19 protein-coding genes are annotated in these 24276 nt (G+C 66.2%); 9 read left to right on the top strand and 10 right to left on the bottom strand.

What is annotated here, in order from left to right:
* Positions 1–184 precede the first annotated feature (184 nt).
* Entirely contained in the window at positions 185–814 is a 630-nt protein-coding gene (locus OF829_RS16800; RefSeq protein WP_264941284.1) for a hypothetical protein, read from the bottom strand.
* Between the two features lie 411 nt (positions 815–1225).
* Between OF829_RS16800 and OF829_RS16795 the strand changes: the two genes are divergently transcribed.
* Positions 1226–4327: a TonB-dependent receptor plug domain-containing protein gene (locus OF829_RS16795; RefSeq protein ID WP_264941283.1), complete on the top strand. Its 3102-nt coding sequence runs from the start codon at positions 1226–1228 to the stop codon at positions 4325–4327.
* A 185-nt stretch (positions 4328–4512) separates the two neighbouring features.
* On the opposite strand, the gene OF829_RS16790 is transcribed toward OF829_RS16795, so the two are convergent.
* From OF829_RS16790 to OF829_RS16765, 6 genes are all read right to left on the bottom strand, one after another.
* Positions 4513–6753, bottom strand: coding sequence for a hypothetical protein (locus OF829_RS16790; protein WP_264941282.1), 2241 nt, complete (start codon positions 6751–6753; stop codon positions 4513–4515).
* 123 nt (positions 6754–6876) lie between these two features.
* A complete protein-coding gene (locus OF829_RS16785; RefSeq protein WP_264941280.1) occupies positions 6877–8340 on the bottom strand; it encodes a UxaA family hydrolase in 1464 nt (487 codons plus the stop codon).
* A 128-nt stretch (positions 8341–8468) separates the two neighbouring features.
* Positions 8469–9905, bottom strand: coding sequence for a Gfo/Idh/MocA family protein (locus OF829_RS16780; protein WP_264941279.1), 1437 nt, complete (start codon positions 9903–9905; stop codon positions 8469–8471).
* 91 nt (positions 9906–9996) lie between these two features.
* Positions 9997–11160 (bottom strand): FMN-dependent L-lactate dehydrogenase LldD, encoded by a 1164-nt coding sequence (gene lldD, locus OF829_RS16775; protein ID WP_264941278.1) that lies wholly within the window; start codon positions 11158–11160, stop codon positions 9997–9999.
* An 8-nt stretch (positions 11161–11168) separates the two neighbouring features.
* Positions 11169–11933 (bottom strand): SDR family NAD(P)-dependent oxidoreductase, encoded by a 765-nt coding sequence (locus tag OF829_RS16770; protein ID WP_264941277.1) that lies wholly within the window; start codon positions 11931–11933, stop codon positions 11169–11171.
* Positions 11934–11944: 11 nt separating this feature from the next.
* On the bottom strand, positions 11945–12769 hold the full coding sequence (locus OF829_RS16765) for an IclR family transcriptional regulator (protein ID WP_264941276.1): 825 nt from the start codon (positions 12767–12769) through the stop codon (positions 11945–11947).
* 173 nt (positions 12770–12942) lie between these two features.
* Between OF829_RS16765 and rhmD the strand changes: the two genes are divergently transcribed.
* From rhmD to OF829_RS16725, 8 genes are all read left to right on the top strand, one after another.
* Positions 12943–14127 (top strand): L-rhamnonate dehydratase, encoded by a 1185-nt coding sequence (rhmD, locus tag OF829_RS16760; RefSeq protein ID WP_264941275.1) that lies wholly within the window; start codon positions 12943–12945, stop codon positions 14125–14127.
* Positions 14128–14137: 10 nt separating this feature from the next.
* Positions 14138–15001, top strand: a complete 864-nt coding sequence (locus OF829_RS16755) for a fumarylacetoacetate hydrolase family protein (protein ID WP_264941274.1) — start codon at positions 14138–14140, stop codon at positions 14999–15001.
* Complete coding sequence (locus OF829_RS16750) at positions 14998–15744, top strand: SDR family NAD(P)-dependent oxidoreductase (RefSeq protein ID WP_264941273.1); 747 nt, start codon at positions 14998–15000, stop codon at positions 15742–15744. Before OF829_RS16755 ends, OF829_RS16750 begins: the two co-directional genes overlap by 4 nt.
* 80 nt (positions 15745–15824) lie before the next feature.
* Positions 15825–16721: an amidohydrolase family protein gene (locus OF829_RS16745; RefSeq protein ID WP_264941272.1), complete on the top strand. Its 897-nt coding sequence runs from the start codon at positions 15825–15827 to the stop codon at positions 16719–16721.
* An 11-nt stretch (positions 16722–16732) separates the two neighbouring features.
* Entirely contained in the window at positions 16733–17965 is a 1233-nt protein-coding gene (locus OF829_RS16740) for an MFS transporter (RefSeq protein WP_264941271.1), read from the top strand.
* Positions 17966–18069: 104 nt separating this feature from the next.
* Entirely contained in the window at positions 18070–19593 is a 1524-nt protein-coding gene (locus tag OF829_RS16735) for a glycoside hydrolase family 43 protein (RefSeq protein WP_264941270.1), read from the top strand.
* Positions 19590–21143, top strand: a complete 1554-nt coding sequence (locus tag OF829_RS16730; RefSeq protein WP_264941269.1) for a rhamnogalacturonidase — start codon at positions 19590–19592, stop codon at positions 21141–21143. Before OF829_RS16735 ends, OF829_RS16730 begins: the two co-directional genes overlap by 4 nt.
* A gap of 128 nt (positions 21144–21271) precedes the next feature.
* Positions 21272–22060, top strand: coding sequence for an IclR family transcriptional regulator (locus OF829_RS16725; protein WP_264941268.1), 789 nt, complete (start codon positions 21272–21274; stop codon positions 22058–22060).
* Positions 22061–22242: 182 nt separating this feature from the next.
* Here the strand turns inward: OF829_RS16725 and OF829_RS16720 are convergent, their stop codons facing one another.
* The 3 genes from OF829_RS16720 to OF829_RS16710 are packed head-to-tail and all read right to left on the bottom strand — an operon-like array spanning position 22243 to position 24271.
* Positions 22243–22959 (bottom strand): SDR family oxidoreductase, encoded by a 717-nt coding sequence (locus OF829_RS16720; protein ID WP_264941267.1) that lies wholly within the window; start codon positions 22957–22959, stop codon positions 22243–22245.
* Entirely contained in the window at positions 22956–23942 is a 987-nt protein-coding gene (locus OF829_RS16715; RefSeq protein WP_264941266.1) for an aldo/keto reductase, read from the bottom strand. Before OF829_RS16715 ends, OF829_RS16720 begins: the two co-directional genes overlap by 4 nt.
* On the bottom strand, positions 23939–24271 hold the full coding sequence (locus tag OF829_RS16710; protein ID WP_264941265.1) for an L-rhamnose mutarotase: 333 nt from the start codon (positions 24269–24271) through the stop codon (positions 23939–23941). The genes OF829_RS16715 and OF829_RS16710 overlap by 4 nt, the downstream gene beginning before the upstream one ends.
* Positions 24272–24276: the final 5 nt, after the last annotated feature.

The following is a 24276-nucleotide window of genomic DNA, read 5'->3' as shown; positions in this document are numbered from 1 at the left end:
TCCTCCGCCTCAACCAGCGGAACCCTATGAATCACGCATCCTCCCTCTTGGGAATCCTGAATGTCGATTGGCCCTAGTCGGAACTGGGTGAGGGGATCACCCTTTCGATAGCGCGTAACCCCTCACCAACTCCGACTAGGCAGCAAGCTGCCAAGTCTTCATATCCTCTCCCGATGGGAGAGGGTCATAAAGGCTTGGGTTCGGGCTTCTTCTTCTGGAAGGGCTTGGCTTCCTTTTCGATCGCCGCCTTGAGCCCCGCAAGCCTGGCGACGTCGCGGCGGACATACCATTCCTCGCGCTTATACTGATCGAACAGCTCGACCCAGCTGTGGCGCTCCACCGCCGTGCTCACCTCGGTGAACATGTCGTCGAGCAGCGAGTCCATCGAATCGATCACCCCGGCCCAGTCGGCAAAGGCGTGGGCGAGATCGGGGCTCGGCCATTCGGGCAACGGATAGGCGCGCATATGCGCGACAAAGGCGGTGGATTCGCGCAGCAGCCGCCGCAGCTCGCGGACATAGGCGATCGCGTTGTTGGGCAGCACCGGGGGCACGCGCAGCAGCTCGGCGAATTCGCGTTCCATCCGCTCGGTCTGCTTGCGCACGCCCTTGAGCAGTCCCTCGACGAACTTGTCGTTCTTGATCGCGGGCTCGGGGAAACGGTCGCGTACCGATCGGAGCAGGCTCACCAGCGCGCCGCCGATCGCCAGCCCGATCAGGACGAGCGCGATCAGGATCCACTCCGGAGGGGTCGCCGGGGCAAAGGTGGACGATGCGTGCGCCGCCGCCGCATTGCCGAGGCTGATGATGTGCATCCCACGCCCTCCCGGCGGCGAATCGCGCCGTCGCCCTCCAGTGGGAAATGGTTAACAGACCGAGGGCGTCTCACTCAATCCGTCGCTTGAACGGTTGCGGAGCCGTGACAACAAGATTTCCGGAATATTGCCGCGAAGCCACACTGCCCGTCCATCCCGTTGAAATATCCCGATTACCGCAAAGGAAGGTCGCCCCATTTTGGGGCCATGCTGCGCCCGCCCCAAGCACACGCCTCCGAAACGGCCATTGACGGCTTTGCTCTCATCTTATAATATTGTGTCTCAATATATGGGATTATCCGCCTCTGCCCCGGCAAATGGGGAGGCGGCGCCGCGAAGATTGGCCATCACGAGCCGGTCCCGGTTTCACGAAAACGCCGGCCAGGGCCGATGTGAGGAGGGGATGGAAGAATGAAGCGCACTGTTCTGATGGGTCGCCGCGCGCGCTTGCTGTGCGGAACCGGGTTCGCCGCCGCGATGCTGTCGCTGGGCGCACCGGCCTATGCCGCCGACGACAAGCCCGATCCGACCGGCACCGCCGCCGCGCCGACGGCGCAGGATACGCCCGCGCAGGAAGAGCCGCAGATCGTGGTCACCGGCTCGCGCATCAAGCGTGACGGCTTCGACGCCTCGACTCCGGTCGCGGTCGTCGGCAGCCAGGAAGTGACGCTCACCGGCACCGTCAACGTCGAGCGGCTGCTGAGCGAATCGCCGCAGTTCGTTCCCTCCACCAATGGTGGCGCGAGCTCGAACACCGTTCCGGGCGGCACCGCCGACGTGAACCTTCGCGGCTTCGGCAACACGCGCAACCTCGTGCTGGTCAATGGCCGCCGCTTCGCGATCTTCGGGCCGGAGCAGGTGACCGATCTCAACACCATCCCCGCGGCGCTGATCGACCGCGTCGAGGTCGTCACCGGCGGTTCGTCGGCGGTCTACGGTTCGGATGCGATCACCGGCGTGGTCAACTTCATCATGAAGCAGGATTTCGAGGGCGTCGAAGCGCGCGGCCAGTATAGCATCGACGCCGCGACCGGCACGCCGGGCTACAATGTCGACCTGACCCTGGGCGGCAATTTCGCCGACGGGCGCGGCAACACCGTCGTTTCGGTCAACTATCTCAAGCGCGGCGGGATCAGCCGGCGCGACCGCGGCGACTGGGCCTTCGATTCGCTCGCCGACGGCTGCATCGTCCCCGGCACGGGCGGGCCCGACCGCGCCGGCACCGTCTTTTCGGGCGCAAGCGGCGCGGCCTGCACCAATGCGGGCGGCGAGCTCGGCTTCATCCGCAGCGGCTCGGGCGATATTCCCAATGGCCGCTTCTCGACCACGCTGACCCCGGGCTCGGCGGGATCGAACGCCAATCTCAACGCCGCCTATGCCGCGGCGGGGCTGAGCGGGATGGGCTCGTTCGGCTTCACCTTCAACGATGCCGGCACCACCGCGCGCCCGGCGCTCGATCCGGCGGACCGCTTCAACCTGGGGCCGGACAATTACCTCATCATCCCGCAGGAACGCTGGATGGTGAACAGCTTCAGCCACTATGACTTCACGCCGGGCGTCACCGGCTATCTCGAGGTCCATTACAGCAACAACCGCGTCGATGCGCAGCTCGCGCCGAGCAATCTCGGCATCCCGACTTTGTTCGATATCAACAACCCCTATCTCTCGCCGCAGATGCGCGAGGTGCTGCGCCAGCTCGATCTGGCCGAGACGAGCACGACCACGGTCGCGGCGGGGCCGGTGAGCTACACCAACGCGCCCGGCGACGGCCGCGCGGTGCTCACCGCCGGGCGGCGCTACACCGATGTCGGGCTTCGTCAGGCCGATATGCGCCGCAACGTGTTCCGCGTCGCCGCCGGCTTCCGGGGCGATATCGGCGATGCGTCGGAGAATTTCCTGACCAACCTCAGCTACGACATCTATTACAGCTATGCGCGCAGCGAGGAGACCACGATCCTCAAGAACGCGATCTCGCGCAGCCGGATCCAGGCGTCGCTGCTGGGCGCTACCCCGGTGTGCAACATCTTCGGCCAGAACATCTCGGCCGCCTGCGCCAACGCGATCCGCGTGACCGCGACCAACACCACCCGCACCCAGATGCAGGTGGCATCGGCCAATTTGTCGGGCGATCTTTTCACGCTGCCCGCGGGGCCGGTCGGCTTCTCGCTCGGTGCCGAGTGGCGCAAGGCGGAAGCGACGTTCACGCCCGACTCGTTCCTCGCCTCGGGCGATGTGGCGGGCTTCAACCCGGGCCTGCCAACCTCGGGCAGCGTCTCGGCGACCGAAGTGTTCGGCGAAGTGCGCGTGCCCTTGCTCCACAACACGCCGGGGTTCGAGAGCCTCGTGCTCAACGGTGCCTTCCGCTACTCGCACTATAATCTCAACGGCATCGGCGGGCAGTGGACCTATCTCGGCGGCGTCGAGTGGAAGCCCGTTCGCGACATCACCTTCCGCGGCCAGTATCAGCGCGCGATCCGGGCGCCCAACGTGCTCGAGCTGTACGGCGGCCTGACGCGCAGCGTGCCCAACGCGATCGATCCCTGTTCGGACCGCCAGCCGGTTGCGCAGCAGACCGCCGCGATCCGGGCGGTGTGCATCGCCAACGGCGTGCCCGCGGGAAGCGTGTTCGGGCCCATCCAGCCCAACAACATCATCCCCTTCGATTCGGGCGGTAATCCGAATGTCGGCGCCGAAAAATCGGACACCTGGACCGCCGGCGTGGTGCTGACGCCGAGCTTCCTGCCGCGGTTTCGGGCGAGCATCGACTATTTCAACATCAATCTCGAAGGGGCGATCTCGCTGCTGGGCGGCGGGCTGAACAACACGCTCAACCTGTGCTTCAACGTCATCCAGGACGCCAACAGCGAGTTCTGCCAGGCGATCAAGCGCCAGCCCGGGACCGGCATCATCGTCGATCCCTATGTCGTCCAGATCCGCAACGCGAACACCGGTGCGCTCAAGACCTCGGGTATCGACTTTGCGGCGCGCTATTCGCTGCCGGTCGATTTCGGCCTGTTCAGCCCGACCAGCACGATCGATATAGCGACCAACTGGACCTACACCTATGAGTTCACCGGCACGCCGGTCCAGGCCTTCCCGAACGTCAAGAACTATTGCGCCGGATCGTTCGGCGGCACCTGCGGCGAGCCGCTGCCCAACTGGCGCGGATCGACCCGCATCACCTGGAACACCGGCGATCTGAAGCTGAGCGTCCGGCACCGCTATGTCGGCAGCGTTACCAACGATCGCTACATCCTGCCGCTGCGCAGCGGTTCGGCGAATGTCCCGGCTCTCAACACGCTCGTCTATCCGGTGCTGCCCGCGCAGCATTATTTCGACGTGTCGTTCAGCTACGACCTTGCCAAGGAGTTCCAGATCTATGGCGGCGTCAACAACGCGACCGGCAATGAGCCGCCGCTGGTGGGCACCCCGCAGATCCGCGCGAACACCTATCCCGCTACCTATGACGTGCTGCGCCAGGAGTTCTTCATCGGCGCGATCGTCAAGTTCTGACCTGATCTCCACACCTGAGGGGAGGCGGGGCCGTGCGCTCCGCCTCCCTTTTCTTTTGAAATCCTCCCCCGCCAGGGGGAGGTGGCGCCGAAGGCGACGGAGGGGGAGGAATCCCAATAGGCGTTTGTGCTTCCTCCCCCTCCGTCAGCTGCGCTGACACCTCCCCTTGGCGGGGGAGGATTAGGTCAGAGCGCCGGCAACACTCCCTCGACCCGCACCTTCCACCCCTTGCGCGGGAAGCCCGGCGCGGGGCCCATCGAGCCGTCCCAGCCTCCGGCCATCATTGCGACCGCCCAGAGCAGCGACCCGTTCGACGGGAAATAGGTCTCGGCCGCCCGGGTGTAGCCGGGGCCGTCGGGACCCACCGCCGATCCCGCCGCGGCGGGGCCGATCAGCTGGCGTTCGGCCTCGAGATGGACGCGCGGGGTCATCCCGCTGATGCCCCAATGATTGTTGGGCAGATCGCGGAACAACCAGTCGACCGCATCCTCGGGCTCGCCGAGCCGGGCGGCGGTCATCGCGATCACCGGAAAGTCCCAGCCCCAGGTCTGGCGCAGATCCCAGTCGCTTTCGACCGCGCGTAAGGTGCGCCGCATCGCCTCGACATCGACCTTCCCGCCGATCAGCCCATAGGCCATCAGCATCGAGGGGTGATCGCGGTTGAGGCAGGGCGCGGCATCGGCATGCCTGCTGCACGCGGGGGATTGCGTGTTGGTCCAGAAGTCGGGCTCGGTCTCGACGGGGAGATAGAGGCCGCCGGCCTGCGCCGGGCTGGCGAGCTTTTCGATCACCGCGTCGAAACGCTTGTCGCGCCCAAGCCCGCGCCGCTCGCGCCATTGCTGGGCGATCATGAGGCCCTTGCGGAACGCTTCCAGCTCATAGGTGGGGTTCACCGTCGCGAGCGGCGGATGGTTTTCCTGCACGGGGACGATCGGCGGCCCGAGCACGTAGCGGCCGGTGTCCTTGTCCCATAGCGGCCAGCTCGCGAGCAGCTTGCCGGTCTGTTCGACCAGCTCGCCATATTTGGCCAGCGTCGCCTTGTCCGGATGCGCGCGCCAGACGAGCTCGGCCATCAGGATCGGATTGGGCTGTTGCCACATGATGAAGGGGTTGATGGTCGAAGGGCTGTTCCAGCCCTCGGGGCCCGACATCTTGGTCCACCACACGCCTTCGACCCGGTGGGAGATCGCGGTGTTGCGCGCATTGGGAAGCTGCTGAAGATACCAGGCGAGGCTGCGTTCGAGCAGTTCCGGCCGGCCCCACAAGGCCCAATGCGCGGCGTGGAGCGGATGGACCTCGAGGTGGAACTTGCCGTTCCAGCTGTTCGAGAACAGCCCTTCCTCCTGCGGCGGCAGCTCGCCCGCGCCGTTCACCGCCGAGAGATATTGCGAAAGGACGACGCGGCGTTCGAGCTCGGGCGCGCGCGGATCGGTGCTGCCGGAAAAGTCGATCGCGCCGCCCTTCATCCAGAAATCACGCCAGCGTTCCGTCACCTTGGCGACGGCGGGCTTATAGTCGGTGCGGAGTTCCGCGTAGCTGTGGTTGTTGAAGTCGACCTGCACGGTCAGCGTGTTCCCCGCGCGCGCGGCGACGCGGAAGCGGTGCATGCCGGTTTCGGTCACGCCGCCCTCGGGCGAGGCGATCGCGCTATGATAAACGGTGCCGTCGAGCCTGCGCTCGAGCAGCACGCCGCTGGCCTGGCGGCGGACGATGCGGGTGCTGTGATTATCGTCGCGCGCCCAGCCGCTGGGATCGGGATTGAGCTGCGCCGACACGCCCGGATAGTGGACATCGACCCCGATCCGTCCGCTCGCGACCAGAGGCGACTTGATCGAGACCATCACCGTGTCGCTGTCGGCGCGGACGCGGGTCTCTACCGTCACCGGTTCGCCCTCGAAGCGGAACTTGCTGGTGAGCGCACCGCTCCACAGGTCGAGCGTCTGGCTGGTCCTGGTGATGTCGGCGAAGCTACCCGGCCGGCCGTCCGCGCGAGTGAGCGCAAGGCCGATCCGGGCGAGCGAGAAGCGATGTGGATTCTCGCGCAGCCATTTGAGCGCGGGGCGCCGGTCGATCTCGGCCCAGTCCCGGATCCAGGGATAGGGCTGCATGCCTCGGCCGAGCACGGCGACGCTGCGCATCCCGTCGGCCTCGGTCCAGCCTTTGGGGTTGGGGAAGCTGTGCCACGCCCATTGCGCCATGGTGAGCAGCGGGGCGATGTTGCTGTACTGCTCGGGAAAGGTCTGGAGCCCGGTGATATCGGCGGTGAAGCCGAGATTGCCGTTGCCGAGCATCAGCGGGGCGTGCGGATCGACCCTGGTCAGGGTGATGTTGTGGCGCGTGACGAGCGCGTGGCGGTCGATCTTCTGCGCGGCGGCGGGGGTGGCGAGGACGGCTGCGGCCGCGAGGAGTGTCCAGCCTTTAGTCATTCTTCCCCCCGCTCTCTTCTCTCCGTCACCCTGACCTTGTTTCAGGGTCCAACTCTCCACGGGCGATGTCTTCGCCCATGGCACCATGGATGCTGAAACAAGTTCAGCATGACGGGTGGTGGATCACAGCGTCACGCCCCGCTTCCAGATCGCGATCTCGCGCTCGCCATTGCGTTCGGCGGCGGTTTCCTTGCCCGAGGCGATTGCGCGGACGGTGTCGAGCAGCGCGTCCGCAGCGGGCGCCATGCCGTCCACCAGCACCTGGCCCGCATCGAAATCGATCCAGTTGGGCTTGCGCTGGGCCAAGTCGCTGTTCGAGGCGATCTTGATCGTCGGCACCGGAAAGCCGAGCGGGGTGCCGCGTCCGGTGGTGAAGAGGATCGCGGTCGCGCCGGCCGCCGCCAGCGCGGTGGACGATACCGCATCGTTGCCGGGGGCTTCGAGCAGGGTCAGCCCGCGGCGGCGGATACGCTCCCCATAGCCGATCACGTCGGTGACGGTCGCGTGCCCCGCCTTTTGCACCGCGCCGAGCGATTTCTCCTCGAGCGTGGTGATGCCGCCGGCGATGTTGCCGGGAGAGGGGTTTTCCGAGACCGGCTCGCCGTGGCGCGTGAAATAGGCTTTGAAGTCGTTCACGAGTTCCACGATCTCACCGAAGACTTTCTCGTCCGAAGCGCGCGCCATCAGAAGCTGTTCGGCGCCGAAGATTTCGGGGATTTCGGTGAGGATCGCGGTGCCGCCCGCCTCGGTGACGGCGTCGCTCAACCGGCCGACCAATGGGTTGGCGGTGAGGCCGGAAAAACCGTCCGATCCGCCGCATTTGACGCCCAGCACCAGCTCCGACAACGGGACCATGCTGCGCTCGGCGCGTGCAGCAATTTCGACCAGTTCGTCGACCAGCGCGAGGCCTTCCTCGATCTCGTCGCCCGCCATCTGCGCGCCGAGGGTGCGGATATTGGCGTCCGGCGAAACGTCGGGCAGGAGCTTGCTCGTCTGGTTGGATTCGCAGCCGAGGCCGAGGATCAGCACGCCGCCCGCGTTCGGGTGGCTGGCGAGGCTGGCAATGATCCGACGGGTGCCGTCGAGATCCTCGCTGAGCTGCGAGCAGCCGAAGGGATGGGGGAAGGCATGGACGCCGTCGATCCTGCCCGCATGCCTGATCGCGGCCTTTTCGGCGATCTTCTGCGCGGTTCGGGCAACGCAGCCGACGGTGGGGAGGATCCAGATCTCGTTGCGCGTGCCCACCCGGCCATCAGCGCGGCGGTACCCCAGGAAACCCTCGGCCTCGGTGCCTGGGGCAGGGGCCTGGCCCTCATGCCATGCATAGTCGCCGCTCGCTTCCAGCGCGGTCGCGACATTGTGGGTGTGGACATGCTCGCCGGGCGCGATGGGCACGGTGGCGCGGCCGATCGGGAAGCCGAACTTGAGCACCGGCTCGCCCGCCGCGACCGGCTTGACCGCGACCTTGTGGCCCTTGCCCACATCGGCGGCGAGGGTGACCCCTAGCGCCGTCTCCCCCGCGCTCATGTCACGAAGTGCCGTGGCGACGCTGTCGCGCGGGTCGATCTGGAAAAGGGCAGGGGTCATGGTCGGAATATAGCCACTCGCAGCTCAAATAATAATGTCATCCCGGCGAAAGCCGGGATCCAGGGCCAAGGACGATATCGCTTGTGACTCCGGGTCCGGGCTTTCGCCGGGATGACGGAAAAGGACGTTCACACCTGATCCGTCCGCGCCGGCATCGGTACCGGATCGATATGGTTGGGCATCTTCGGCCAATCGGGCGAATTCAGCCCGGTGACCAGATCGGCGATCTTCACCGGCAGCCCGGTCTCGAAGCATTTGTCCGCCGCGATGCCGATCAGGCAGGAGGCCGCGCCCCCGCGCTCGTCCGCCGCGCGCTTGAGCGGGTCGGCGGGGGCGTTCGGATCGAAGATGTCGGCGAGCATCACCGCGTCGCCGCCGCCATGCCCGCCCGCGCCGGTCCAGGGCTCGATGTCGCGGGGCTGCCCACGCATCGGGATGATGCGGGTGGTGATCGCATCGTCGCCGGTCTGCTTGCTCGCGCCCGCGACCATCGCCTGCTCGACCACGCGATGCTCGAGCCGCCCCTTGGTGCCGTTGAACGCGACGGTATAGCCTTCCCAGGCGTTGAAGGCGTTGAGGCTGTAGCTGAGCGTCGTGCCGCCGGCATAGCGGGCGATGACGTTCATCGTGTCCTCGATGTCGATCTCGCGGCGCCACACGCACTGGTCGCGGTGATAGCCGTCATATTTCTCGTTATCGAGATAGAGCGCCTTGAGCCCCGGATCGGCGGCGAGATCGAAATAGAAGCTGCACTTGGCTTTCTCGGGGCAGGTGAGGCAGCGCTCATGCGCGCCGCTCAGGCCGAAGCGCTTCGCCATTTCGGGCGTGTAGAATTCGCGCTTCCCCACCGCGCTGACCGCGACCGGCATGTCCGAAAGCCACCAGTTGACCAGGTCGAAATGGTGCGTCGCCTTGTGCACCATCAGCCCGCCGCTGATCGCCTTGTGGCTGTGCCAGCGGCGGAAATAATCGGCGCCATGGACGGTGTTGAGCAGCCAGTGGAAATCGACCGAGAGGATGTCGCCGATCTCGCCCGACATCAGCAGGTCCTTCACCTGGCTGCGGAAGGGGGAGTAGCGATAGTTGAAGGTGACGCGGATATGGCGCCCGCTGCGCTTGACCGCGTCGAGGATCGCCTGCGCCTTGGGCGCGGTGTTGGTCATCGGCTTTTCGGTGATGACGTCGATCCCGGCATCGAGCGCGCGAATGATGTAGTCGTGATGGAAGCCGTCGGGCGGGGTGACGATCACCGCGTCGGGCTTGTGCTCGGCGAGCATCGTGTCGAAGTCCGCCGCGAGCCAGGGCTTGGGGGCTGCCGCCTTGGCCTCAAGCGCGCGCTTGCCGACCAAGGCCATGCGGCCCGGATTGACGTCGCACACCGCGACCAGCTCGCCATGTTCCTTGTGCGGTCCCCATAGCGCTTCCTGGTACATGCGGTTGCGGCTGCCGACGCCGACCGCGACGTAACGCTTCCTGCGCGCCGCCGCTGCTGCCTGCCCCGCGGAACCCGATGCCGCCACGGCCGCTGCCACACCCATGCCCTTCATCACGTCGCGACGCTGCATATCCCGCTCCCTGCGCTGCCGGGCTTGTGCCGGCTATCCTCGCTAACGTCCCAATATATGCAACGATGAAGCATATGATGAGAATCAAGCTCTAGCGATGGTAACCGGTTTCCACGAGCGCGTCACGGGTGATCTCGGCGATATTCTTGCAGCCGGTGAGCGCCATGGCGACGCGCATCTCGGCGTCCATCAGTTGGAGGACATGCGCCACGCCGGCCTCGCCGCGGGCGGCCAGCGCATAGGCCCAGGCGCGGCCGAGCAGCACGCCCTTCGCCCCGAGCGCGAGCATCCGCACGACGTCGAGCCCCGAGCGGACGCCGCCATCGGCGAGGATGGTGAGCTGGTCGCCCACCGCATCGGCGATGCCGGGCAGGACCGCGGCGGTGGAGGGGACGCCGTCGAGCTGGCGGCCGCCATGGTTTGACACCACGATGCCGTCCGCGCCGACCTTGGCCGCCTCGCGCGCGTCCTCGGGATCGAGGATGCCCTTGATCACGAACTGGTCGCCCCATTCGGAGCGGATCCAGTCGATATCCTTCCAGGTGAGCGATCCGTCGAAATTATCCTTGGTCCAGGTGAGGAAGTCGACAAGGCCGGAATTCTTGCCGAGCAAAGGCGCGACATTGCCGAGCGTGTGGGGGCGGCCCCACAGGCCGACATCCCATGCCCAATGCGGGTGCATCATCGCCTGCAGCGTGCGGCGGATATCGCCGGCGAGGCCGGGGCTGCCGGTCAGGCCCGAATGCACGTCGCGGTAGCGGGTGCCGGGGAGGGGGAGGTCGACGGTGAAGAAGAGCGTGGGGCAACCGAGCTCGCGCGCGGTCGCCAGCATCTCGCGCATGAAGCCGCGGTCCTTGACGACATAGAGCTGGAACCAGATCGGCTTCTCCACCCCCGCCGAGACCTCGGTGAGCGGGCAGCACGAGACGGTGGAGAGGGTGAACTGCACGCCCGCGGCATGCGCGGCGCGCGCGGCCTGAACCTCGCCCCGCCTCGCGTACATGCCCGAAATGCCCACGGGGCCGAGGCTGAGTGGCATGGCGAGGTCCTGGCCTAGGATCGTCGTGGTCAGGTCGATCTTCGAGATGTCGCGCAGCACGCGCTGGCGCAGCGGCACCGCGGAGAGGTCCTCGGTGTTCCGCTTGAGCGTCACCTCGGCATAGGAGCCGCCGTCGATATATTCGAACAGGAAAGGCGGCAAACGGCGGCGCGCGAGTTCGCGATAGTCGAGCGTCGAGGCGGCTTTGCGGATCATGGTCGGCCTTATTGGAGGTTTACAAAAGCGCCGCCATCGACGAGCAGCGCGGCGCCGGTGACATAGCGCGCCATGTCCGAAGCGAGGAAGACGATCGGGCCGGCAAGGTCCTCGGGCTGGCCCAAGCGCCCGAGCGGGATCCGCGCGGCCATGCGCTCGCGCTTGTCCGGGCCGGCCAGATCGTCCTTGTTGATGTCGGTCAGGATCGTGCCGGGCAGGACCGAGTTGCAGCGGATGCCGTGCCGGCCCAGCGCGATCGCGGCGCTCTGCATCAGCGAATGCATGCCCGCCTTGGTGGGGGTGTAGTGCGTCTGATACTCGCCGCCGACCAGTGCCGAGATCGACGAAACCGCGACGATCGCACCGCCACCCCCTTGCGCCACCATCGCGTTAGCGGCGGCCTGGGTCATCCAATAGGCGCCGTGGAGATTGACGCGCATCGTGCGTTCGAAGGTCTCGACGGGCATGTCGAGAAAGGCATGGAAGGGGCAGATGCCGGCATTGCTGACGAACACGTCGACGCGGCCCAGCGCCGAAATTGCTGCGCTCACAAAGGCCCCGGCGGTCTCATGCTGCGCAACATCGCCCTTCACCGCGAGCGCCTTGCGGCCCAGCGCCTCGATCTCCGCGACACAGTTATGGGCAAGCGACTCGTCGCCGACATAGTTGATTGCGACATCGGCGCCCTGCCGCGCGGCCTCGATCGCGGCGGCGCGGCCGATGCCGGCGGAGCCGCCGGTGATCAGGAATGTCTTGCCGTCCAGCAGCCCCACCCAAGCTCTCCCTAGCGGCGCGAGCGGCGCCGGGCGCCCTTGTCGTCGCGGCTGGCGGACCAGCCGATATCGCCGCTGATCGCCGCGGTGGTCGCCATCACATCGGCGGTCAGCGCCTGCATCCGCGCATCGTCCATATATTGCGCGGCGGAGGACACGCTGATCGCGGCGACGATATTGCCGGTGAAATTGCGGATCGGCGCGGCGACGCAGCGGATGAAATCCTCATTCTCCTGAAGGTCGAAGCTGCGGCCGACGGTCACATAGCCCTTCATCCGCTCGAGCCAGATTTCCCAGGTCGCCTTGGGCGATCCGCTGGCCTGATCCTCGAGGAAGAGCTTGTGCCAATGCACCTCGTTATCGTCGAGCAGCAGCGCCTTGCCGAGACCGGTCGAAGTGAGCGGATGGCGGTCGCCGACGCGGCTGCTGATCTCGACCCGGCGGCGACCGGGGATCTTGTCGAGATAAAGGGCGCGCTCATTGTCGAGCACGCCCAGATGCACCGTGTCCTCGGTCTTCGCCGCGAGCGCCTCGAGGTGCGGGCGGGCGAGTTGGACGATGTCGGTCTGCTGCTGGGCGAGGAAGCCCAATTCCAGGAGCTTGGGGCCGAACTGATAGCCGAGCCGGGGGACGAAATTGAGGTAGCGGCGTTCGACCAAAGCCGTGGCCAGGCGGTGCGCCGTGGAGCGGGTCAGGTCGAGCCGGGCGGCGAGATCGGCGAGCGAGATCGGGCCGTCGGCCACGGCCTCGATCACGTCCAGTCCGCGCAGCAGCGTCTGGCTGCCCGAGGTTTTGCTCTCCGATGGTGATTCAGGGTTTGACGGCATCGATCTCATTTCGTAATACTGTGTCCCATAATATGGAATACCCACGGGAACAACAGCAAGGAGGGGGAAAAGTGGATTTGCACCCGATTTCCACCTGCAAAGCTTGCATCGTACCACATAATGGTACGAGGTGCGCAAGCGTGTCCAGCGCTGTCAGCTCATAACCTTACGCGGAAACCTGCATGGCCCTGCCCAGGATCAAATCGGTGCGCGCTTCCGTCGTTCGCGGCGGCGGAGCCGATTATCACGATCAGGGCGGCGGCCATTGGATCGACGACCATATCGCCACGCCGATGAGCAAATACCCGGAGTATCGCCAGTCGCGGCAGAGCTTCGGGATCAACGTGCTCGGCACGCTCGTCGTCGAGATCGAGGCCGAGGACGGGACGGTGGGCTTCGCGGTCACCACCGGGGGCGAGCCGGCATGCTATCTGGTCGAGAAGCATTTCGCGCGCTTCCTCGAGGGGCGTGACCCCGGCGAATATGAGCGCATCTGGGATCAGATGTACTTTGCGAGCCAATATTATGGCCGCAAGGGGCTGGTGGTGAACGCCATCTCCGGCGTCGATCTCGCGCTGTGGGATCTGCTCGGGCGGCTGCGGCAGGAGCCGGTCTATCACATGCTCGGCGGCGCGGTTCGCGACGAGCTGATCTTCTACGCGACCGGCGCGCGGCCCGATCTCGCCAAGGAGATGGGCTTTGTCGGCGGCAAGCTTCCGCTGCACCATGGCCCGGCCGAGGGCGAGGAGGGGCTCAACAAGAATATCGCCGCGCTTGCCGATATGCGTGAGCGGGTGGGGCCCGACTTCTGGCTGATGCTCGATTGCTGGATGGCGCTCGACGTCAATTACGCGACGCGGCTGGCGCACAAGGCGCACGAACATGGCCTCAAATGGATCGAGGAGGCGCTGAGTCCCGACGATTATTGGGGCTATGCCGAGCTGAAGCGCAACGCGCCGCCGGGGATGCTGGTGACCACCGGCGAGCATGAGGCCACCCGCTGGGGCTTCCGCATGCTGCTCGAAATGGAGTGCTGCGACATCATCCAGCCGGACGTGGGCTGGTGCGGCGGGATGACCGAGCTGCTCAAGATCAGCGCGCTCGCCGACGCGCACGGCAAGATGGTCGTGCCGCACGGCTCGTCAGTCTATTCGTATCATTTCGTCATCACCCGGCAAAATTCGCCCTTCGCCGAGTTCCTGATGATGGCGCCCAAGGCCGATCAGGTGGTGCCGATGTTCGCGCCGCAGCTGATCGGCGAGCCGATTCCGCAACATGGCCGGATGCGGGCGAGCGCGCTCGACAAACCGGGCTTTGGCGTTGAGCTGAACCGCGATATCCCGCTTCACCGCCCATATACACATTAAGGATTCACCGATGAAATTGCTTCGCTATGGCCCCGCTGGACAGGAAAAGCCCGGACTGCTCGACGCGGCCGGCGCGATCCGTGATCTTTCGGGGGTGATCGCCGACCTGACGCCTGCCGAGATTTCACCCGCGGGGCTTGCGAAGCTGGCTGGGCTCGACGTGTCGGGCCTGCCGGTCGTCTCGGGCAGTCCGCGCCTGGGCCCGCCGGTGAAGGGCAGCCCGAAATTCCTCGCGATCGGCCTCAACTATGCCGATCACGCCGCCGAATCGGGAATGCCGATTCCGCCCGAGCCGGTCTTCTTCACCAAGGCAACGAGCTGCATCCAGGGCCCGAACGACGATGTGATGATCCCGCGCGGATCGGTGAAGACCGATTGGGAAGTCGAGCTTGGCGTAATCATCGGCACGCGCGCGTCGTACGTGGAGGAAGCCGACGCGCTGGCGCATGTCGCAGGCTATTGCACGATCAACGACCTGTCCGAGCGCGATTACCAGCTCAACCGCAGCGGCACCTGGGACAAGGGCAAGGGCTGCGACACCTTCGGCCCGATAGGCCCCTGGCTGGTCACCGCCGACGAGGTGGGCGATCCGCAAAATCTCGCCATGTGGTGCGAGGTCAATGGCAAGCGCGTCCAGGACGGCAACAGCAACACGATGGTCTATGGCATCGCCAAATTGATCTCGTACCTGAGTGAATTCCTGACGCTAGAGCCCGGCGACATCATCACCACAGGCACACCGCCGGGCGTGGGCATGGGGCAGAAGCCCGAGCCCTGGTACCTCAAGGCGGGCGACGTCGTGACGCTCGGCATCGAAAAGCTGGGCGACCAGCGGCAGGAGGTGGTCGCCTGGTCGCGGGGTGGCACGGAATGATCTGCGCGGGGCGCTTCACGGGACGGACCGCCGTCATCACCGGCGGCGCCTCCGGCCTCGGCCGTGAGACTGCTCGGCGAATCGTCGCCGAGGGCGGCCAGGTCATATTGTGGGACGTCGATCCCGAATGGCTCGAAGAGGCGCACAAGGAAGTCGGCGCGGCGCATTCGGTCGCCTTCGACGTGACCAACAATGAAGCGGTGGTGCGCGCCGCGCGGGAGAGCCAGGACAAGCTCGGGCGGATCGACGTGCTGGTCAATTCGGCGGGCATCACCGGGGCGACGGGGCCGGTGCAGGACTATCCGGTCGACAGCTGGCTGAACGTGATCGACGTCAATCTCAACGGCACCTTCTACTGTTGCCGCGCGGTGGTGCCGTACATGCTGGCGAACGGTTACGGCCGGATCGTCAATGTCGCGTCGGTGGCGGGCAAGGAGGGCAATCCCAATGCCTCGGCCTATTCGGCGTCGAAGGCGGGGGTGATCGGACTGACCAAGTCGCTGGGCAAGGAGCTGGCGACCAAGGGGGTGATCGCGAATGCGGTGACCCCCGCAACCTTCGAAAGCCCGATCCTCGCGCAGCTGCCGCGGAGCCAGGTCGATTACATGATGTCGAAGATCCCGATGGGGCGGCTCGGCGACGTCAAGGAAACCGCGGCGATGGTCTGCTTCATGGCGAGCGAGGAATGCAGCTTCACCACGGCGTCGACTTTCGACACCTCGGGGGGGCGGACGACGTTTTGAGTTGAGTTCGCCCACGGCAACGGCCGGGGCGGTTTTTTGACGCCACCGGCAACAGCCGGGGCTTCGCGGGAGGGCCGGGTTTGACGCGTATTCCGTTCGTCGATGCGCATGTGCATCTGTGGGACCTTGGACGGATCCGCTATCCGTGGCTGAGGCCGCCCTTCGACGACAGCGGGCCGAATGGCAGCGTCGAGGCGATCGCGACCGACTATCTGCTCGAGGATTACCGGCGCGAGGCGGCCCACTGGAACGTCGTCGGCATGGTGCATGTCGATGCCGGTGCGGACGCCGACGAGGCGCTGAACGAGACCGACTGGCTGCAGGGGATCGCGGACGAGCAGGGCATGCCCAACGGCATCGTCGCCTATGCGCCGCTGCAATGCCCCAATATCCAGACCAAGCTGTTCGATCAGGTGCGGCGCAAGAACGTCCGCGGCATCCGCCAGATCGTCAATTGGCACCGCGATCCGAACCGCACCTACACCTCGCGCGATCTGACCCGGGACGAGGCGTGGCAGGCGGGGTTCGCGCTGCTCAGGAAGCGCGACCTGTCGTTCGATCTCCAAGCCTATCCGCACCAGTTTCTCGGGCTCTCGAAGCTGATCGCGCGGCATCCCGAGACGCCGGTCATCATCAACCATTGCGGCATGGGCGTCGATGGCGAGGCGGATTGGCGTGCCGGGATGCAGCTGATGGCGACGTTGCCCAATGTGTCGGTCAAGATTTCCGGGCTCGGCTTCGTGTGGCGGCCGCTCGATCCCGAAAAGGTGCGCGCGCGCGTGCTCCAGACGATCGACCTGTTCGGGTCCGAGCGCTGCATGTTTGCGAGCGATTTCCCGACCGACCGGCTGTTCGCGGACTTCGACACGACCCTGGGCAATTACGAGGCCGCCGTCGCCGATTTCACCGAGGCCGAACGCCGCGCGCTGTTCGCCGGCAACGCCAACCGGATCTACCGGCTCAACCTGGACCTGTGAGGAGAGAGCGCATGAGCGATCACAAGTGGCGCAACACGATCCTTGCGGGTCTCGCCAACTATATCGACGCGGGGAGCATCGTCGCGGGATCGGTCGCGCTCGGGCTGTGGAAGTCCGAATACGGCCTCAGTGACGGGTTCATCGGCCTGATCGGTGCGTTCAGCGCGAACGCCATATCCGCGGGTATCGGCGCGCTGATTGGCGGCATCCTGTGCGACCGGTTCGGGCGCAAGCGCATCTACCAATATGACATGCTCTTCTACGCCTTCGGGATGCTGTGGCTGCTCTTCGCCAGCGCGCCCTGGATGATCGTGCTGGGCTTCGTGCTGGTCGGACTCGCGGTGGGGGCCGACATTCCCGCGAGCTGGTCGCTGATCGCCGAGCAGGCGCCCGACAAGCAGCGCGGGGCGCATTCGGGGGTGGCGCAATTGCTCTGGTATCTGGGGCCGGTGGCGGTGCTGGTGGCGGCCTATTTCATGAAGGATTGGGGCATGCTGGGCATGCAGATCCTGTTCGGGCACCTGCTGCTGCTGGCGTTGGCGCTCACCTTCCTGCGCGCCCGCATGCAGGAATCGCAGCGCTGGGAGGAAAGCCAGGCCGCGAGCAAGGGCCATGCCTGGCGCGACAATTGGAAGCAGCTGTTCAGCCCCGCTTATCTCGGATCGATGCTGTTCCTCGCCGCTATGTACGGCCTGTGGAACCTGTGGGCGGGCTATAACGGCTTCTTCACGCCATACCTGATCGAGCAGAACCATCTGCCCGCCTGGACCGCGACCCTGCTCCCGGCCAGCTATTTCCTGATCGGGATGGTCTCGATCCTCACCATCTTCATGACGCTCTCCGACAAGGTGAACCAGCGGTTGCTGTTCGGCATTTCCGCCGTCATGCACATCTTCGGCATGGCGTTGCTCGCGATCTTCGGGTTCAAGCTCGAGATCGTGATCGCGCATGTGCTGATCATGGGCGTGGCCGGGGGCTTCGGCGCGCAGAGCTTCTTCCAGCTCTGGTCGGCCGAGCTCTTCCCCACCGCGATCCGATCGACCGCGCAGGGGGCGACCTTCGCGATCGTGCGCATCGGGCTCGGCATCTGGAGCCTCGCGGTGCCGACGCTCGCGGCGGGCAACTTCACGCTGCTGGCGTGGATTCTGACGGGCTTCCTCGTGGCGAGCGCGGTGATCGGGCTGATCTGGGCGCCGAGCAACCAGGGCAAGTCGCTCGAGCAGATCGCCGGGGAGCGCGCGTGATCCATCCCATTGCCGTCATCCCGGCGAAAGCCGGGACCCAGGGTCGCAAGCCTTGGCTTTCGTGGCTCTGGGTCCCGGCTTTCGCCGGGATGACGATAGGGGGGATGGCAGCGCCCGCACTCGCGCAGCAGAGCTACACCAACCCGATCCTCTACGCGGACTATTCCGACCCGGACGTGATACGGGTGGGGAGGGACTATTACCTCGTCGCGTCGAGCTTCCATTTCTCGCCGGGCATCCCGGTGCTGCGCTCGCGCGATCTCGTCCATTGGACGATCGTAGGGCATGTGCTGCCCAGGCTGCCGTTCGGGCCGCTCTACGACATGCCGGGGCCGCATACGCTGACCGACCAGCTGTCGAAGCCGATCGGCGGGACCAAATATGCGAGCGGCGTCTGGGCGCCGAGCATCCGGCACCACAATGGGCTGTTCTACGTCTATTGGCCGACCCCCGACGAGGGTATCTTCATGGCGACCGCGAAGGACCCGGCGGGGCCGTGGAGCGAGCCGGTGACGGTGAAGGCTGGGCCGGGGCTCGAGGACCCTTGTCCCTTCTGGGACGATGACGGGACCGCCTGGCTGATCCATGGCAAGGTGGGCGCGGGGCCGCTGATCCTCCACCGGATGAGTGCGGACGGGAAGACCCTGCTCGACGAGGGCGTGGTAGTCGCCGAGGACAAGGTGAAGCTGCCCGTCCTGGAGGGGCCGAAGCTCTACAAGCGGAACGGCTGGTACTACATCTTCGCGCCGATCGGCGGCGTAGGGACCGGGCCGCAGGCGGTGGGCCGCGCGCGGGCGATCACCGGGCCCTATGAGTGGCGGTCGGTGCTGCTGCCCACGCCTGATGTGCAGGGTCCGCATCAGGGCGGCTATGTCGAGACCCCCGAGGGCAAGGGCTGGTTCGCGCATTTCAACTCGACCGGCGCGTTCGGGCGGATCGTGCATCTGCAGCCGGTGAAATGGATCGACGACTGGCCGGTGATGGGTGACCCGCTGCCGAACGGGACCAGCGGGCAGCCGGTGACGAGCTATGCCATGCCGGCGCGGGCGACGCGCGACCGGTTGCAGGATTCGGACGGGTTTTCGTCGAAGCGACTGGGGCTGCAATGGTCGTGGAACCACAATCCAGACGATGGCCGCTGGAGCCTTTCCGTGCGGCCGGGCTGGCTGCGGCTGACCGCGGGCAAGGCCGACTGGCTGAGCACCGCGCGCAACACGCTGACGCAGATTTTGCAGGGGCCGCACGCGATCTACACCACGCGGATCGACGTCAGCCGGATGGGCGAGGGGCAGCGCGCGGGGCTGAGCTTGTTCGGCGTCAGGCCGAGCTGGATCGGCGTGGTGCGCGGTAACGGGCGCAACATCGTCACGCTCGCCAATCAGGGCTTCGAGTTCCCTGGACCCGAGCTGAAGGGCGCGACGATCGAACTGCGCGCCGAGGTCGGGATCGAGCAGACCGTCCGCTATTCGTACAGCCTCGACGGCAAGACCTTCGTGCCGATGGGCGCCGGCATCGCCCTCTCCAAATTCTCGTGGTGGAAGGGATCGCGCCCGGCGCTGTTCAGCTTCACGCGCGGCGGCGAGGGCGCGGTGGATGTGGACTGGTTCAGGGTGGAGCATAGCCGATGATCGACCGCCGTTCGCTGATGCTCGCGGGGGGATCGGGGCTGCTGATCGCCGCGGTTCCGCTGCGCGAGAATTGGGTCGATGTGCGCAGGTTCGGCGCGAAGGGCGACGGGCGGACGATCGACACGCCGGCGGTCAACAAGGCGATCGACTATGCCGCCGAGCGCGGGGGCGGGACGGTGTATTTTCCACCGGGGACCTATGCCTGCTTCACGATCCGGCTGAAGAGCAACATCACGCTGCATATCGAGAATGGCGCGACCATCCTCGCGGCGCCGCCGCCCAGCGACGGCGTCGGGGGCTACGACCTCGCCGAGCCAATGGACCCGGCCTACGACAGGTTCCAGGATTTCGGCCACAGCCACTGGAAGAACAGCCTGATCTGGGGCGAGGGGCTCCACGATATCGCGATCACCGGGCAGGGGCTGATCCATGGCAAGGGGCTGGGGCGCGGCGACGGCAAGGATAACTGGCTGAGCGACCCGACCGGACCGGGGACGGGCAACAAGGGCGTAGCGCTCAAGAATTGCCGCAACGTCACGTTCACCGATTTCCGGATGCTCGAGGGCGGCTGGTTCGCAATGCTGCTGACCGGGGTCGACAATCTCACCATCGACAACGTCCTGATCGACACCAACCGCGACGGGATGGATATCGATTGCTGCAAGAATGTCCGGGTGACGAATTGCACCGTCAATTCGCCATGGGACGACGGCATCTGCCCCAAGAGCAGCTTCGCGCTGGGCTATCCGCGGGTGACCGAGAACCTCACCATCGCCAACTGCCTCGTCACCGGCAATTACGAGGTCGGATCGGTGCTGGCGGGCACCTGGAAGAAGATGCCGCCGGACTTCGCCCCCAAGATCCATGGCCGGATCAAGTTCGGCACCGAAACCAACGGGGGCTTCCGCAACATCGCGATCAGCAACTGCATCTTCGAGGACAGCCGGGGGCTCGCCTTCGAGACGGTCGATGGCGGGATGATCGAGGATGTGACGGTCTCCAACCTGACGATGCGTGGGATCGTCAACGCACCGCTCTTCCTGCGGCTGGGCAAAAGGATGCGCGGGCCCGCGGGGCGGCCGATCGGGACGATGAAGCGGGTGCTGATCCAGAATGTCGTCAGTTCGGGCGCCAACCTGTTGCCCTCGGTGATGGCGGGCCTCACCGGGCATCCGATCGAGGACGTCAAGCTCAGCGACATCTATCTCCACCATGTCGGCGGTGCGCCCGAGGCGATGGCGAAGCTGAGCCCGGACGAGAACGAACTCGGCTATCCCGAGGCGACGATGTTCGGCGATCTGCCCGCGACCGGGCTGTTCCTGCGCCACATGCGGGGCGTCGAGCTGAGCAATGTCGAGGTCGCGGTCGCCGCGCCCGATCCGCGCCCCGCGGTGTGGATGCAGGATGTGGCCGGGGCGGATTGCTTCCGGGTGCGGGCGCGGGCGGGGTCGCCCTGTTTCTCGCTCGATCAGGTCGAGGGTTTCCGCAGCTTTGGAAGTCCCGGGCGGCCCGATCGCACGATCGCCAAGGCCGATCGGGAAGTTTTTTGACGGATCTCAGGCAAGCGCGCCGCCGCGGCCCCGCGCGCGGCGCCGATGCGGCGCCGAAACATTCGCACATTTGTCCCTGCGCCAATTTTTGGCATATGAAAGCGTAACGGGACAAAGAAGGGACAATCGTGGCCGATATCGAGGATGAGGATGGCGACGGACGCCGCTATCGCGCGCCGGCGCTGGAGAAGGGGCTCGACATTCTCGAACTGCTCGCCGCGGAGAGCGCGCCGGTCACGCTGACCGGGATCGTCAACCGGCTCGGCCGCTCGCATGGCGAGCTGTTCCGCATGATCCAGGTGCTCGAGTTTCGCGGCTATATCGAACAGGACACGACGTCGGACGGCTATCGGCTGACCGATCGGCTCTTCTCGCTGGGGATGCAGCAGCCGCGCACGCGCACGCTGATCGAGGTGGCGCTGCCGGTGATGCGGCAGTTGACCCTGGCGGTGGGGCAGGCCTGCCATCTGGCGCTGCACACGCTGGGCGAGATGGTGGTGGTGGCGCGGATGGAATCGAGCGAGCAGCTCGGCTTCTCGGTGCGCGTCGGATACCGGCGTCCGCTGCACCAGGCGGCGTCGGGGATCGTGCTCTACGCCTTCCAGCCCGAGGATGTGCGGCGGCGCTGGGAGGAATTGTTCAACCCCAAGCTCGGCGACAAGGAACTGGCCGAATTCCGCGAGCATGCCGATCAGGTCCGCGCGCGTAATGTCGAACAGACGCCGAGCCGGTTCGTCGCGGGGGTGACCGATATCTCCGCCCCGGTGATGCGCGGCGGCGCGGCTGCGGCGGCGCTGACGGTGCCGTATCTCAAGAAGCTCCAGCCCTCGGTTTCGCGGGGGGAAACGGCGGAACTGGTGCGGCAGGCGGCGGAGAAGATCTCCGCGCAGCTGGTGGAGGGGGATAGCCGACTCTAGAGAGTTCGGGGCGAGGCTTGAAATGTAGGATTTGGCTTGCTCCAAGGGCTTCGCCGATACCCGGCCGCTCTTTGATTCCGTGGAGCCCCTTCGATCCTACAAACGCGGTCAAACGGGGTGTGCCAAAGGTCACCAATGAAGCGATTTTGCGGGACCTTATCGGATAGCGTCGCCGACGCCGCCTAGGTGGTCCAACCCCCGTCGATCACGTGGATCTGCCCGGTGGTGAAGCTCGACTCGTCCGAGGCCAGGTAGAGCGCGAGCGCGGCGATCTCTTCCGCCTTGCCCAGCCGGCCCATCGGCTGCCGCGCTTCGAAATCGGCGCGGGCCTTTTCGTAATCTCCCGTCTGGCGGAGACGGTCGTTGAGCGAGGGCGTGTCGACGGTGCCCGGGCAGATCGCGTTGCAGCGGATGCCGCGCCCCACGAAATCGACCGCGACATGCTTGGTCAAGCCGATCACCGCCGCCTTGGATGCGCCATAGGCGAAGCGGTTGGGCACGCCGGTGACCGAGCTCGACACCGAGGCCATGTTGACGATCGAGCCGCCGCCCTTCGCGATCATCGCGGGGAGGGCGGCGCGAATCGTGCGGAACATGGCGGTGACGTTGAGGTCGAACGAGCGCGACCAGTCGGCCTCGGTGCAGTCTAGGATCGTGCCGCCCGCGACCATGCCGGCGCAGTTGAACAGGATGTCGAGCGGGCCGGCTTCGGCGAAGACGCGCTCGATCGCTTGCGCGTCGAGCACGTCGAGTTGGGCGGCCTTGCAGCCATCGACCGGGATCGCCTCGCGGTCGGTCGCCCAGACGGTGGCGCCCTGCGCGGCGAACAACTCGGCGGCGGCGCGGCCGATGCCCGCGCCTGCGCCGGTGATCAGCGCGGTCTTGCCGGCCAGCCTCATGCGGGCACCGGGGCTTGCGCCGAGAGGAGTTTCTCGGCCTTGAGTTCATCCCACAAAGCGGCGGGGATGGCCGTCTCGTGACGCTCCACGGTTTCCTGGACCTCCTTGATACTGGCGAGTCCGGGGATGACCGAGGCCACCGCCGGATGCGCGAGCGGGAATTGCAGCGCCGCGGCGCCGAGCGCAACGCCGTGCCGCGTACAGACCGCCTCGATCATGCGGGCACGCTCGACGATGGCGGCAGGCGCGGTTTCGTAATTGTAGGTTGCGCCGCCGGTGAGCAGGCCCGAATTGTACGGGCCGCCGATGACGATCGCGGTGCCCTCGGCCTGGCAGCGCGGGAAGAAATCGGTGAGCGCGCCCTGTTCGAGCAGCGTGTAGCGGCCCGCCATCAGGATCACGTCGAGATGGACCCGGTCCATGATCTCGATCGCCACTTCGGTCTCGTTGACCCCGATCCCGAACGCGTCGATCGCGCCCTCGTCGCGCAGCCGCTGGAGCGCGCGGAAACCGCCGCCGTCGAACAATTGGGCGAGCATCGCGGGATGTGCATCGCCATGAGTGAGGCGGCCGATATCGTGGATGAAGAGGATCTCGATCCGGTCGCGGCCCAAGCGCGCAAGGCTGTCGTCGTGCGAGCGGAGCACGCCGTCATGGGTATAGTCGTAGATGGGCTCGAACGGCTCCTGGGTGAAGAAGCAGTTGCGTTCGGGCGGGAAGGGCCCCTGGGCGGGGATCATCACGCGGCCGACCTTGGTCGAGACGATCGTCTCCGCGGCGAGCGCCGCGCCGAGGCGCTTCTCGGCGAGGCCGAGGCCGTAATGCGGGGCGGTGTCGGCATAGCCGAGTCCGGCCTGTTGCGCGGCGAGGATGGTGGCGCGCGCGTCCTCAGGGGCGATCTCGCGATAGAGATTGCCGAGCGGGGCGGTGCCGAAGCCGAGTTCCGGGACGCTCAGCGCGCCGATCGTGCGCCTGCGAATCACTGCTCTCCCAGGCTGAAGATGCGGGTCATCGGAAGCCATTTTTCGCCCTGTGCGGCATGCGGCAATGCCTTTTGGAAGCGCCACATCAGGGCTTCCCAATCGGTATTCTCGGGCGGCTCCGGGGCGGGGCGGGGGAAATCGGCGGCGACCTCCGCGATCATTACCATCCGGTCGCCGGTGCGCCAGATTTCCATGTCGAGAAAGCCCCGCGCGCGGATATAGGCAGTCACCGCCGGCCACACCGCGCCCGGTGCGTGGCGCGCCTCATATTCGGCGATCAGCGCCGCATCGTCGACCAGATCGAGCGCGAAGCACAAGCGCTGTCCCATCACTT

This window comes from Sphingomonas caeni (genome assembly GCF_026013415.1).
GTDB classification, from domain to species: domain Bacteria; phylum Pseudomonadota; class Alphaproteobacteria; order Sphingomonadales; family Sphingomonadaceae; genus Sphingomonas; species Sphingomonas caeni.
Note: the sequence above shows the minus strand (reverse complement) of the source record. Positions and strands in the feature narration are given on the sequence as shown.